Here is a 13,819-nt window from a genome sequence, read left to right as displayed (position 1 = left end):
CCCCGGTCCGGACAAGCGACCCGTCCTGTCTCCCTAGGACTCCGCCTGCCCCCGAATCACCGCGAGCACTCCGTCCAGCTCGTCAGCCTTCACAAGAACGTCACGAGCCTTGGATCCCTCGCTGGGTCCGACGATGTTGCGGGACTCCATGAGGTCCATCAGCCGACCGGCCTTGGCGAAGCCGACGCGCAGCTTGCGCTGGAGCATCGAGGTCGACCCGAACTGCGTGGAGACGACCAGTTCGGCGGCCTGGCACAGCAGGTCGAGGTCGTCGCCGATGTCCTCGTCGATCTCCTTCTTCTGCTTGGTGCCCACGGTGACGTCGTCCCTGAAGACGGGTGCCATCTGGTCCTTGCAGTGCTGCACGACGGCGGCGACCTCGTCCTCGGTGACGAAGGCGCCCTGCATACGGGTGGGCTTGTTCGCCCCCATCGGCAGGAAGAGCCCGTCGCCCTTGCCGATCAGCTTCTCGGCGCCGGGCTGGTCGAGGATGACGCGGCTGTCCGCGAGCGAGGAGGTGGCGAAGGCGAGCCGGGACGGCACGTTCGCCTTGATCAGACCCGTGACGACGTCCACGGACGGCCGCTGGGTGGCGAGCACGAGGTGGATGCCGGCCGCGCGCGCGAGCTGCGTGATGCGCACGATGGAGTCCTCGACATCGCGCGGCGCGACCATCATCAGATCCGCGAGCTCGTCGACGATCACCAGCAGGTACGGGTACGGGGACAGCTCCCGCTCACTGCCCTCGGGCAGCTTGACCTTGCCCTTCCTTATGGCGGCGTTGAAGTCGTCGATGTGCCGGTACCCGAAGGCGGCCAGGTCGTCGTACCGCAGATCCATCTCCCGTACGACCCACTGCAGCGCCTCGGCGGCCCGCTTCGGGTTGGTGATGATGGGAGTGATCAGGTGCGGGATTCCCTCGTACGCGGTCAGCTCGACGCGCTTGGGGTCGACCAGGACCATGCGGACGTCCTCGGGGGTCGCCCGCACCATGACCGAGGTGATCAGGCAGTTGATGCACGAGGACTTTCCGGAACCGGTCGCTCCGGCCACCAGGACGTGCGGCATCTTCGCGAGGTTGGCCATCTCGTAGCCGCCCTCGACGTTCTTGCCGAGCGCGACGAGCATCGGGTGGTCGTCCTCGGCGGCGTCCGCGAGCCGCAGTACGTCGCCCAGGTTGACCATCTCGCGGTCGGAGTTCGGGATCTCGATGCCGACCGCCGACTTGCCGGGGATCGGGCTGATGATCCGCACGTCGGGGCTGGCGACGGCGTACGCGATGTTCTTGGCGAGCGCCGTGATCCGCTCGACCTTCACGGCCGGGCCGAGCTCGACCTCGTACCGGGTGACCGTCGGACCGCGGGTGAAGCCGGTGACGGAGGCGTCGACCTTGAATTCCTTGAAGACGTTCTGGAGGGAGGCGACGACCGCGTCGTTGGCGGCGCTGCGGGTCTTGCCGGGGCCGCCGCGCTCCAGGAGGTCGAGCGACGGGAGGGAGTACGTGATGTCGCCGCGGAGCTGGAGCTGCTCGGCCCGTGCCGGGAGGTCCCGGGACGTGTCGGGGGCGGGTTTGGTGAGGTCGGCGACCTCGGCCTTCAGCATCTCCTGCTTGGGCCTGGCGGTCCTGGCGCGCGCGGCAGGCACCGGAGTGGGCTCCTCGCGCCGGCCGGCCTCCTCGCCGGTGCCCGAGTCCTCGTACTCGCCCCGGTCGGCGCCGACGCCCTGCGTGAGGTCGGCCACCAGGGGCGAGGGCGGCATCCCGTGCAGCACCGCGCCGTCGAGCGCCGCGGCGGCGGCAGCGGCCACGTCCACGGCGTCCATGGGCCGGTCCAGCGCGGGCTGCTGCACGGCAGGCCGCCTGCGGCGGCTCCGGCGCTCCGAAAGCGCCTCCTGCTCGGCATCGTCCGGGTCGTACGCCTCGGGCGCCGTACGGCGCCTCCGGGGGCTCTCAGGCAGCACCTCACGCCACTGCTCGTCGTAGCGCTCGTCGTCGTCCTCGGCGAACACGTCGTCGCTCGCCCGGGGCTGCAGGACGCCCAGCCGGACTCCCAGCAGCCGCAGCCGGTGCGGAATCGCGTTGACCGGGGTCGCGGTGACCACCAGCAGCCCGAAGACCGTGAGCAGCACCAGAAGCGGCACCGCCAGCACGTCACCCATGGTGTACGTCAGCGGAGTCGACGCGCCCCAGCCGATGAGCCCGCCCGCGTCCCTTATCGCCTGCATGCCGTCGCTGCGGGCGGGCGCCCCGCAGGCGATGTGGACCTGGCCGAGCACGCCGATGGCGAGCGCGGAGAGACCGATGACGATGCGTCCGTTGGCCTCGGGCTTCTCGGGGTGCCGGATGAGCCGGGCGGCGACGACCGCCAGCAGTATCGGCACGAGCAGGTCGAGGCGGCCGAAGGCGCCGGTCACGAGCATCTCGACGAGGTCGCCCACCGGGCCGCGGAGGTTGGACCAGGTCCCCGCCGCGGTGATCAGGGTGAGACCGAGCAGCAGGAGCGCGAGACCGTCCTTGCGGTGCGCCGGGTCGAGCCCCTTGGCTCCACGCCCTATTCCGCGGAACACGGCGCCGACGGCGTGCGCGACACCGAGCCAGAGAGCGCGTACGAGCCTGTACACGCCCCCTGTCGGGCTGGGCGCCGGCTTCGGGGGCGCGGCTTTGCGGACTGCGGCCTTCTTCGGGGGCGCCTTTTTCGCGGGAGCTTTCTTCGCGGGGGCCCTCTTCGCCACAGCCTTCGTCGGAGCGGCCGCCTTCTTCGCGGGCGACTTCTTGGCTGCGGGCTGACGTGAGGCCATGGGTGTGAGGTTACCGGTGGAGACCACTGCGGACACGTGTGCCTACTGCTTCACCCGTTCGTGTCGCCCGTTCCCGGCGCCGGGCTGACGCCGCCTCGGCGGCAACCCCGGCCGCGCGGAACGCCGTTCGGCCCACCGGCGGCCGTGCGGCACGAGAGGGCCGATCAGGGCAGGTCCACCGAGACACGGCAACCCCAGGGCCGCACAAGGGGTCTGAGCCGCCACCACCGAATCTGCGGACGCCTCACGACCGGCGAAGACTCACCTTCGGCGGCCGAGTCCGCCGGAACCCAGCTCGGAGAACGCCTCGGTTCCGGGAAGTCCTCAGTTCTGGGACGGCAGCGAAGCCGCACCGCTCCCCGTGCCGGGCTCCAGCGCGTCCAGCGCGCGACGCAGCCCCGTCAGTTTCCGTTCGAGATGGGCGGCGGTGGCCACCGCCGCCGCGTCCGCCGAATCGTCGTCCAGCTGTTTGGAGAGCGCTTCGGCCTGCTCCTCGACGGCCGCGAGCCGCGCGGAGAGTTCGGCGAGCAGTCCGGCCGGCTCCTTGGTGTCACCGAGCACCGACTTGCCGCCGCTGCCCTCCAGCTGCAGACGCAGCAGCGCCGCCTGCTCCCGGAGTTGGCAGTTCTTCATGTAGAGCTCGACGAACACCGAGACCTTCGCGCGCAGCACCCACGGATCGAACGGCTTGGAGATGTAGTCCACCGCACCCGCCGCGTACCCGCGGAACGTGTGGTGCGGCCCGTGGTTGATCGCGGTGAGGAAGATGATCGGGATGTCCCGGGTCCGTTCCCGCCTCTTGATGTGCGCGGCGGTCTCGAAACCGTCCATGCCCGGCATCTGGACATCCAGCAGAATGACCGCGAAGTCGTCCGTGAGCAGCGCTTTGAGCGCTTCCTCCCCGGAAGATGCCCGTACCAGTGTCTGATCGAGCGCAGAGAGGATGGCCTCCAGCGCCAGCAGATTCTCCGGCCGGTCATCGACCAGGAGGATCTTGGCCTTCTGCACCATGGCCCGCCCTCCTCGTCCCGGCAGTGCACCGGGCGCCGCCCCAGGGGACGGCTTCTGAGCGCCGCCCGTCCTTGTGCCGGTCATGGTAGCCGCACCCCGCCTGTCGCCACACCCTGTCACCGCGATGTCACTGTGCACGTAGCAGAAACGCAGCGGGAGACCAGAAGGTTCCCCGAATCCCGGCTTTCTACACGGCTCCGGGCACAGTCAGTCAGCAACCCGGCATACCGCGCCACCGTCCGACCGGCCCGTGGACGCGGTCATTTCCCCACCACTCAATCATCCTCGGCGGTCCGACGAAACCCGCCCCTGGATCACTGCCCCCGCATCCACTGCTGCATCACCGAGAGCAGATGATCGGGATCGACCGGCTTCGTCACGTAGTCGGAGGCACCCGACTCGATGGCCTTCTCCCGGTCGCCCTTCATCGCCTTCGCGGTGAGCGCGATGATCGGCAGCCCGGCGAACTGGGGCATCCTGCGGATCGCCGTCGTGGTCGCGTATCCGTCCATCTCCGGCATCATGATGTCCATCAGGACGACCGTCACGTCGTCGTGCTGCTCCAGGACCTCGATGCCCTCACGGCCGTTCTCGGCGTACAGCACCGAAAGACCGTGCTGCTCCAGGACGCTGGTGAGCGCGAACACGTTGCGGATGTCGTCGTCGACGATCAGCACCTTCTCGCCCTCGAAACGGAAGACGGCACGCGTGCGCGTGGCCACCTCCTCGCCGCCCGAGCCCCAGGCCTCCGGGGCCTGCGCCTGGGCCCCCGGCAGCGCGGGCCGCTGCTCGGCCGCGGACACCGCCCTGCGACGCCGCCTGAAGAGCGCGGCGGGCCCGTTCTGGGTCTCCTGGTACGACCTGACCTCCGCCGGTGTCTCCACGCGGGCCTCGGCCTCGTCGTCCGCGCCCGCCGGCAGCGCGCCGTTCTCCATGGGCGGCGACAGCTGCGGGTAACCCTGCGGCGGGAGTTCGCTCGGGTGCAGCGGCAGATACAGCGTGAACGTCGAGCCGCGTCCCGGCTCGCTCTGCGCGTGGATCTCACCGCCGAGCAGCCGCGCGATCTCCCGCGAGATCGACAGACCCAGGCCCGTACCGCCGTACTTCCGGCTCGTCGTGCCGTCCGCCTGCTTGAACGCCTCGAAGATCACCCGCATCTTGCTGGCCGCGATCCCGATGCCCGTGTCGGTCACGGAGAACGCGATCAGATCGGCGTCCGCGTCCCGCAGCGAGCCCGCCTCCAGCAACTGCTCCCGGATGGCGACCGGCACCTCCGCGCCCGCGGGCCGGATGACCAGTTCGACCGCTCCGGAGTCGGTGAACTTCACCGCGTTGGAGAGCAGGTTGCGCAGCACCTGGAGGAGCCGCTGCTCGTCCGTGTGCAGCGTGGCCGGCAGCTCCGGCGAGACCCGTACGGAGAAATCGAGGCCCTTCTCCGCCGTCAGCGGACGGAAAGTGGCCTCTACGTAGTCGACGAGCTGGACCAGCGCGATACGCGTCGGCGACACGTCCATCTTGCCCGCCTCGACCTTCGACAGGTCGAGGATGTCGTTGATCAGCTGGAGCAGGTCGGAACCCGCCCCGTGGATCGTCTCGGCGAACTCGACCTGCTTGGGCGTGAGGTTGGTGTCCGCGTTGTCGGCGAGCAGCTTGGCGAGGATCAGCAGCGAGTTGAGCGGCGTACGCAGCTCGTGGGACATGTTGGCCAGGAACTCGCTCTTGTAGCGCATGGAGACCGCGAGTTGCTCGGCGCGCTCCTCCAGGACCTGCCGCGCCTCCTCGATCTCGGTGTTCTTGACCTCGATGTCGCGGTTCTGCTGGGCCAGCAGCTCGGCCTTCTCCTCCAGCTCGGCGTTGGACGCCTGGAGGGCCTTCTGCCGGTTCTCCAGCTCCGCCGACCGCTCCCTGAGCTGCTCGGTCAGCTCCTGCGACTGCTTGAGCAGCACCTCGGTCTTGGTGTTGACCGCGATGGTGTTGACGCTCGTCGCGATCATCTCGGCGATCTGGCTGAGGAAGTCCTTCTGGATGTGCGTGAACGAGTGGAACGACGCCAGCTCGATCACCCCGAGGACGGTCCCTTCGAAGAGCACCGGCAGCACGATGACATGCGCCGGAGGTGCCTCCCCGAGGCCGGAGGCGATCTTCAGATACCCCGGCGGCACGTTCTCCACGAGAATCGTGCGCTTCTCCTTGGCGGCCGTCCCGATCAGCGTCTCCCCGGGCCGGAACGACGTCGGCATGGAGCCCATCGAGTAGCCGTACGACCCGAGCATGCGAAGTTCGTACGAGTCGTCGTTCGAGGCGCCCACGTGCTTGCCGTCGTCCAGAGGCATCGCCATGAAGAACGCGCCGTGCTGCGCCGAGACCACCGGAGTCAGCTCGCCCATGATGAGCGAGGCCACGTCGGCGAGATCGCGGCGGCCCTGCATCAGACCGGAGATCCGGGCGAGGTTGCCCTTCAGCCAGTCCTGCTCCTTGTTGGCGATCGTGGTGTCGCGGAGGTTCGCGATCATCTTGTTGATGTAGTCCTGAAGTTCCTGGATCTCCCCGGAGGCGTCCACGTCGATCTTCAGGTTGAGGTCGCCGCGGGTCACGGCGGTCGCCACGCGCGCGATGGCACGCACCTGCCGGGTCAGGTTCCCGGCCATCTCGTTCACCGACTCGGTGAGGTCGCGCCAGGTGCCGTCGACGTCGCGTACGCGCGCCTGGCCGCCCAACTGCCCCTCGGTACCCACCTCGCGGGCCACCCGGGTGACCTCCTCGGCGAACGACGACAGCTGGTCGACCATCGTGTTGATGGTGGTCTTCAGCTCCAGGATCTCGCCGCGCGCGTCGATGTCGATCTTCTTGGTCAGGTCGCCCTTGGCGATGGCCGTGGTGACCATCGCGATGTTGCGCACCTGTCCGGTCAGGTTCGACGCCATGCCGTTCACGGACTCCGTGAGGTCCTTCCACGTACCCGACACGCCCGGTACACGCGCCTGGCCGCCGAGGATGCCGTCCGTACCCACCTCGCGGGCCACCTTGGTGACCTGGTCGGCGAACGAACTCAGCGTCTTCACCATGGTGTTGAAGGTGTCGGCGAGCTGCGCGACCTCGCCGCGCGCCTCGATCGTCACCGTCCGCGTCAGGTCGCCGTTGGCGACGGCCGCCGCGACCTGGGAGATGTTCCGCACCTGCACGGTCAGGTTGTTGGCCATCAGGTTGACGTTGTCGCTGAGGTCCTTCCAGATGCCCGTGACGCCAGGCACGCGCGCCTGGCCGCCCAGCTGGCCCTCGGTGCCGACCTCGCGGGCGACCCGGGTCACCTGCTCGGCGAACGACGACAGCTGGTCGACCATCGTGTTGACGGTGGTGACGAGTTCGAGGATCTCGCCCTTCGCGTCGACGGTGATCTTCTTCGACAGATCACCCTTGGCGACGGCGGTCGTGACCTCGGCGATGTTGCGCACCTGGATCGTCAGGTTGTTCGCCATGAAGTTCACGGACTGCGTGAGGTCCTTCCAGGTGCCGGAGACACCCTGGACCTCGGCCTGCCCGCCGAGGATGCCCTCCGTGCCCACCTCACGGGCCACCCTGGTGACCTGCTCGGCGAAGTTCGAGAGCTGGTCCACCATCGTGTTGAGGGTGTTCTTCAGCTCCAGGATCTCGCCGCGCGCGTCCACGTCGATCTTCTGCGAGAGGTCGCCGCGGGCCACCGCGGTCGCGACCTGCGCGATGTTGCGCACCTGCGCGGTGAGGTTGCCGGCCATGCCGTTCACCGAGTCGGTGAGGTCGCGCCACACACCAGCCACCCCCGGCACCTGCGCCTGACCGCCGAGACGGCCGTCGGTGCCCACCTCGCGGGCCACCCGGGTCACCTGCTCGGCGAAGGCGCTGAGCTGGTCGACCATGGTGTTGATCGTGTTCTTCAGTTCGAGGATCTCGCCGCGCGCGTCGACCTCGATCTTCTGCGAGAGGTCACCGCGCGCCACCGCCGTCGTCACCTGGGCGATCTGCCGCACCTGGGACGTGAGGTTGCCCGCCATGAAGTTGACGGAGTCGGTGAGGTCCTTCCACGTGCCGGACACGCCGTCCACTCGCGCCTGGCCGCCCAGGCGGCCCTCCGTGCCCACGTCACGCGCCATCCGCGTCACCTGGTCGGCGAAGGACGACAGCTGGTCGACCATCGTGTTCACGGTGTTCTTCAGCGCGAGCATCTCGCCGGAGACGTCCACGGTGACCTTCTGCGACAGGTCGCCGTTGGCCACCGCCGTCGTCACCTGGGCGATGTTCCTCACCTGTCCGGTGAGGTTGCGGAACGCCGTGTTGACGGAGTCGGTGAGGTCCTTCCACGTACCGGCCGCGCCGGGCACCTGGGCCTGACCGCCCAGCTCGCCCTCGACGCCGATCTCCCGCGCCACGCGGGTGACCTCCGCGCCGAAGCTGGAGAGCTGGTCGACCATCGTGTTGACGGTGTTCTTCAGCTCCAGCATCTCGCCGGCGACCTCGACGCTGACCTTCTGCGACAGATCGCCGTTGGCCACCGCAGTAGTTACTGCGGCGATGTCCCGCACCTGGGTGGTGAGGTTCCTGAAGACCGTGTTCACCGAATCGGTGAGGTCCTTCCACGTGCCCGCCGCGCCCGGCACGTTCGCCTGCCCACCGAGCCGCCCCTCGCCACCGACCTCGTTGGCGACACGCGTGACCTCGTCCGCGAACGTCCGCAGCGTCTCGGTCATCTGGTTGATCGTCTCGGCGAGCTGCGCGACCTCGCCGCGCGCGGACACCGTCACCTTCTGCGACAGGTCACCGTTGGCGACCGCCGTCGTGACCTGCGCGATCCCGCGCACCTGCGCGGTCAGGTTGCCGGCCATGAGGTTCACCGAATCGGTGAGGTCCTTCCACACCCCGGCCACACCGGGCACCTGCGCCTGCCCGCCCAGCTCACCCTCGGTGCCCACCTCGCGCGCTACCCGCGTCACCTCGGAGGAGAACGAGGACAGCTGGTCCACCATCGTGTTGACGGTGTTCTTCAGTTCGAGCATCTCGCCGGCCACGTGAACCGTGACCTTCCGGGACAAGTCACCCTTGGCGACCGCCGTCGTCACCAGTGCGATGTCCCGCACCTGGGCCGTCAGCCGGTACGCCATCGTGTTAACCGAGTCCGTGAGGTCCTTCCACGAACCGGACATACCGCGCACCCGGGCCTGTCCGCCCAACTTGCCCTCGGTACCGACCTCACTGGCCACCCGCGTGACCTCGTCGGTGAACGTGGACAACTGGTCGACCAGGTTGTTGACCGTGCGCCCGACCTTCAGGAACTCGCCGCGCAGCGGATGCCCGTTGCCGTCCGCGGCCTGCGCCCGCAGCTCCATACGCGGCGACAGATCACCCTCCGCCACCGCGGACAGCACCCGGCCGACCTCGGAGACGGGCCGTACGAGATCGTCGACGAGCGCGTTGGAGGCGTCGATCGCCGCGGCCCAGGAGCCCTCGCAGGCACCCGTCTCCAGCCGCTCCGTGAGCTTCCCCTCACGGCCGACCATGCGCCGCACCCGCGAGAGCTCACCCGTCAGCTGCAGATTCCGGTCGCCGACCTCGTTGAAGACGGCCGCGATCTCGGACATCACGCCGTCGCCGGAGACCGTGAGCCTCTTACGGAAGTTGCCGTCCCGCATCGACACCAGGGCCGCCAGCAGCCTGTTGAGGGCCGCCGTGTCCACCTCGGTGGTGCCATTGCGCGGTTTACGCTGATTACTCAGGGACTGTCCGCCTTTCGCGCGCGTCTTAGTGCCCCGCGTCGCTGCGCCAGACTCCACTGTGTCCCTCCCGCAAGGGTCGACCATTTACCGCTCGGCGTACTCAGGTACTTCTTGCCCCGCGTGCCGGAAGGCTCTCAACCTGCCCGGACCTTCCCTTGGAGCCTGCCCAGTGTTTCACCATGGCTGAACCAGGCCATAACAGTTCGGCAGCTTCGCACACGGTCCGCACACGCTCCGGACGTAAACACTGGCGACCGGCATCCGCATGGACCGCGAAGGTAAGTAACCTTGCATGCGGCTGTCCAGCCACGCCGGTCCTTCCGGCCTGGGCGGTGGCACGAGCACGAGCGGGCAGGCAGGCATCGGAGGGCACCGCACCATGACCACCGGACTGCATCCTGGGGGACCACCCCAGGATCCCCGGCCGACCGAGAACCAGCTCCTGCCCCGGCAGGGGCGGGTCGGCCACGGAGCCCTGCCCGCCGACGACCGGACAAGGAGTTCTGTGATCACCGCGCGCGCGGCCGCCAGCTTCGACCCTGTCGGGCGGTCCGTCGCGACCGCTCGTTCCTTCGTCCGTGACACCCTCCAGGGCTGGGGCTTCGCCGACATCGTCGACGACGCCGTGGTCCTCACGAGCGAGCTGGTCACCAACGCCGTGGTGCACGCCGGCACGTCCGCGGACGTCCTGTGCCTGCGCAGCGACGACGGCGTACGGATCGAGGTGGCGGACCACTACCCGGAACGTGAGATTCCACTCCAGGGCAGCGCCATCAACATGGGTAACCCCGACCGTGAGGGCGGGCGCGGCCTCCAGCTCTGTGCCGCCCTGGCCGGCCGCTGGGGTGTCGAGTACACGCCCACCCGCAAGCAGGTCTGGTTCCAGCTGGACATCCCCGAGCGCGCGGTGGGCACCCGCACCGCGGGCCCGTCCCTGCCCTCCCACCTGCTCCCCCTCGCCGACGGCCGCGTCCGCGTGGCGGTCGTCCAGATCGACCGCGCCGGCGCGATCAACGCCTGGAACGAGGACGCGGAGGAACTCTTCGGCTACCCGGCGGAGCAGGTCGTCGGCAAGCCGCTGACCGACCTCGCGGCCTGGCCGCACACCCCCGGCACCAGCACCGGCATCGTCGAGGCCCTCAAGCTGTCCCGCTGGGAGGGCAGTTACGGCCTGCGTGGCGCCAACGGCCGCGTCACCCCCGTATACGCCTCGCACCTGCGCGTCCGCGACACCGGCGGCGAGCCCTCCACGGTCTGCCTGCTGGTCCGCGACCACGAACGAGCGGTCCTGCAGACCCCGTTGCGCGTCTCGGCCACGGACACGACCACCAGCTCCGAGGGCCATGCCTCGGACCCCTTCGAGGTCTTCATCGGCTCACCGGCCCCGGACGACCTGGACGGCCTCCTCCAGCGCACGGTGGAGCGCGCCCGCGACATGCTCGACGGCGACTCCGCCTTCCTCCTCCTGGCGACCGACGACGAAACGGAACTGGAGGTACGCGCCTCCACCGGGCTCCCCTCCGCCCGCCAGCGCTTCGCCCGCGTCCCTGTGGAGGCGGGTACCGGCCGTTACGGCTCGGCCCGCATGCCGGCCGTCCACGAGGACCTCACGGCCGTCCCAGGGGCCGTACCGCTCCTCAATGGCACCGGTATGCGTTCGGTCGTCACGGTCCCCCTCAAGGTCGAGGGCAGACTCACCGGCTCGCTCGGCGTGGCGGCCGAATCACCGGCCCGCTACTCGAACGAGGAGGCCCTGCGCCTCCAGTTCGCCGCCGACCGCATCGCGCTCGCCGTGGAGTCGGCCCGCCTCGGCGAGCTGGAGCGGCTGCGCCGCGGCTCGCTGTCCTTCCTCGTCGAGGCCTCGGACCTGCTCGCAGGCACGCTGGACCGCGACCAGACACTGGCCCTGATGGCCCAGATGACGGTCCCGACCCTGGCCACCTGGTGTGCCGTCTACACGATTGCCGACCAGGCCTCCGACCCCTACCTTTCGTACGTCCTGCACGAGGACGAAGAACGCATCGACGGCCTCAAGGCCCTCCTGTCGAAGATCGCCCCGCCGGACCCGGTCCCCACACCGGGCGCCCGCGTGTGGGCGGCCCCCGCCGAGGCGGCCCACACGGCCGCCCTGCGCACCTCCATGCGGAGCCTCGGCCTGGGCGGACCCGCCTCGGTCAGCGCCGGCATCGGTACGACACTGGCGACGGCCGGCGCGGTCGGCGGCGAGACGGTCGTCCTGCCCCTGGTGGCCCGCAACCGCGTCATCGGCATGCTGACGCTCGGCAAGCCGACGGACGAACACTTCCGCCAGGAGATCCTGGAACTGGCCGAGGACCTGAGCCGCCGGGCCGCCCTCGCCCTGGACAACGCGCGCCTGTACTCGGAGCGCACGGCCATCAGCCAGTCCCTCCAGCGCAGCCTCCTGCCCCCGGAACTCCCCCACATCGAGGGCGTCGAGGTCGAGGTCATCTACCGCGCGGCGGGCGAGGGCAACGAGGTCGGCGGCGACTTCTACGACCTCTTCCCCATCCGCGACGGCGCCTACGGCTTCGCCATCGGAGACGTCTGCGGTACGGGACCGGAGGCGGCCGCGGTCACCGGACTCGCCCGGCACGCACTGCGCCTGCTCGCCCGCGAGGGCTACGGAGGCCCGGCGGTCCTGGACCGCCTGAACTCCGCGATCCTCGACGAGGGCGCCCGCAGCCGCTTCCTGACCCTCCTGTACGGGGAGTTGTGGCCCCAGGAGGACGGCTCGGCGCTCCTGAAGGTGGTCTGCGCCGGCCACCCGCTCCCCCTGCGCCTGCGCCCGGACGGCACGGTGGAACCGGCCGCCGAACCCCAGCCGCTCCTGGGCGTCATGGACGACCTGGAGCTGTACGAGCAGGAGGTGACCCTCGATCCGGGGGACGTCCTGCTGTGTGTGACGGACGGCGTGACCGAACGCCGCGAGGGCACCCGCATGCTGGGCGACGACGGCCTCGCCGACGTCCTCACCACCTGCACGGGTCTGACGGCCGGTGCGGTGGCCGCCCGCATCATGCGCGCGGTCGAGCGGTTCGCGAGTGACGCGCCGTCCGACGACATGGCCATTCTGGCGATGCGCGTCCCGGGTCCGCAGAAGGACTGACGGTCTGTTCCCGGGGCCGCGACGGCCCCGGGAAACGCGAAAGGCCCCCGCCCACAAGGGCGGAGGCCTTTTCTGTCTGAGCCCCCAAACGGAATCGAACCGTTGACCTTCTCCTTACCATGGAGACGCTCTACCGACTGAGCTATAGGGGCCTGTTGCTTTCGAGGTTTCCCTCGTGGCAACGGAATAAAGCATACCCCGAACGCCGGGGTGCTCCCAACTGCGTTCGATACCCCGTCCGGTACCCCGTTCGGTGCTGCGTCCGCCAGTCCTAGAAGGCAGGCTGCAGCAGTCCGCCGAGGGCATTGCACGCGGACACGATCCGCTGCATCTCCCGCTTCGTCAGCGACGCGTCGACCGGCAGAGCCAGCGTCTCGTCGGCGGCCCGTTCGGTCTCGGGCAGGCAGACGTCCCGCCTGAACGCGGGCATCCGGTGCACCGGTGTCTTCACGGGCACCCTGCATTCGACGCCCTTGGCCCGCACGGCCCGCGCGAAGGCGTCGCGGTCCGGCCGCCCGTTCCCCAACACCCGCACGACGTACTGCTGGTAGGTGTGCCCGACGCCCCGCTCCGGAGTCCGTACACCCCGCAACCGCCCGTCGAGGTAGGTCGCACGCGCCCTGCGCTCCTCGACCTCGGCGTACGGCGCCTCGGACTCGCCCTGTTCGAGCACCAGCAGCCCACGCCGCCGGCCGATGTCCCACAGGCTCGGCATGTCGGCGAGCCGTCCGAAGCGGTGAACGGCGACCAGGGCGGCCGTCCGCGGCCCGACAGCCGCCTCGACCTCGGCGGTCTCGAGGCAGTACGTGTTCGGATCGATGTCGACGAACACCGGCAGCGCGCCGGCCAGGACGACGGCCTCGGCCACCTCGGCGTTCCCGAAGGCCGGCACGATGACCTCGTCACCGGCTCCGACACCCGCGGCCCTGAGCATTGCAGCAGTACCCATGCCCGTGATGTTGGTCGCGCAACGTGAACTCCAAGTGACGCACAACAAAAAAGAGCTGGTCCCTGAACCTAAGTTCAGGGACCAGCTCTTTTAAAATTAGTTCGGCGGCGTCCTACTCTCCCACAGGGTCCCCCCTGCAGTACCATCGGCGCTGTAAGGCTTAGCTTCCGGGTTCGGAATGTAACCGGGCGT

5 protein-coding genes, 1 tRNA gene and 1 rRNA gene are annotated in these 13,819 nt (G+C 69.4%); 1 reads left to right on the top strand and 6 read right to left on the bottom strand.

Translation table 11 applies throughout. The features are described 5' to 3' along the window. Nucleotides 1-33: 33 nt before the first annotated feature. The 3 genes from ACZ60E_RS36970 to ACZ60E_RS36960 form a co-directional block, all read right to left on the bottom strand. Nucleotides 34-2,796: a DNA translocase FtsK gene (locus tag ACZ60E_RS36970; RefSeq protein WP_469446274.1), complete on the bottom strand. Its 2,763-nt coding sequence runs from the start codon at nucleotides 2,794-2,796 to the stop codon at nucleotides 34-36. A gap of 324 nt (nucleotides 2,797-3,120) precedes the next feature. Beyond that, nucleotides 3,121-3,807: a response regulator gene (locus ACZ60E_RS36965; protein WP_469446272.1), complete on the bottom strand. Its 687-nt coding sequence runs from the start codon at nucleotides 3,805-3,807 to the stop codon at nucleotides 3,121-3,123. Nucleotides 3,808-4,121: 314 nt separating this feature from the next. Further along, nucleotides 4,122-9,608, bottom strand: a complete 5,487-nt coding sequence (locus ACZ60E_RS36960; protein WP_453792538.1) for a HAMP domain-containing protein — start codon at nucleotides 9,606-9,608, stop codon at nucleotides 4,122-4,124. Between the two features lie 322 nt (nucleotides 9,609-9,930). Here ACZ60E_RS36960 and ACZ60E_RS36955 point away from each other — a divergent pair, with 322 nt between their 5' ends. Then, entirely contained in the window at nucleotides 9,931-12,678 is a 2,748-nt protein-coding gene (locus tag ACZ60E_RS36955) for a SpoIIE family protein phosphatase (protein WP_469446415.1), read from the top strand. Between the two features lie 79 nt (nucleotides 12,679-12,757). Here the strand turns inward: ACZ60E_RS36955 and ACZ60E_RS36950 are convergent. The 3 genes from ACZ60E_RS36950 to rrf form a co-directional block, all read right to left on the bottom strand. Beyond that, a tRNA-Thr gene (locus tag ACZ60E_RS36950) sits at nucleotides 12,758-12,830 on the bottom strand. A 119-nt stretch (nucleotides 12,831-12,949) separates the two neighbouring features. Beyond that, nucleotides 12,950-13,612 carry a DegT/DnrJ/EryC1/StrS family aminotransferase gene (locus ACZ60E_RS36945; protein ID WP_469446414.1) on the bottom strand — a complete coding sequence of 221 codons (663 nt, stop codon included), beginning with the start codon at nucleotides 13,610-13,612 and terminating at the stop codon, nucleotides 12,950-12,952. 114 nt (nucleotides 13,613-13,726) lie between these two features. Further along, nucleotides 13,727-13,819, bottom strand: a 5S ribosomal RNA gene (gene rrf, locus ACZ60E_RS36940); the annotation flags it as partial.

The sequence above is a fragment of the Streptomyces sp. NPDC102514 genome (assembly GCF_055584525.1).
Note: the sequence above shows the minus strand (reverse complement) of the source record. Positions and strands in the feature narration are given on the sequence as shown.

Bases quoted from the DNA above. Each gene is read 5' to 3' on its own strand.
- ACZ60E_RS36970 (WP_469446274.1), bottom strand. From the start codon at position 2,796: ATGGCCTCACGTCAGCCCGCAGCCAAGAAGTCGCCCGCGAAGAAGGCG.
- ACZ60E_RS36965 (WP_469446272.1), bottom strand. From the start codon at position 3,807: ATGGTGCAGAAGGCCAAGATCCTCCTGGTCGATGACCGGCCGGAGAAT.
- ACZ60E_RS36955 (WP_469446415.1), top strand. From the start codon at position 9,931: ATGACCACCGGACTGCATCCTGGGGGACCACCCCAGGATCCCCGGCCG.
- ACZ60E_RS36945 (WP_469446414.1), bottom strand. From the start codon at position 13,612: ATGCTCAGGGCCGCGGGTGTCGGAGCCGGTGACGAGGTCATCGTGCCG.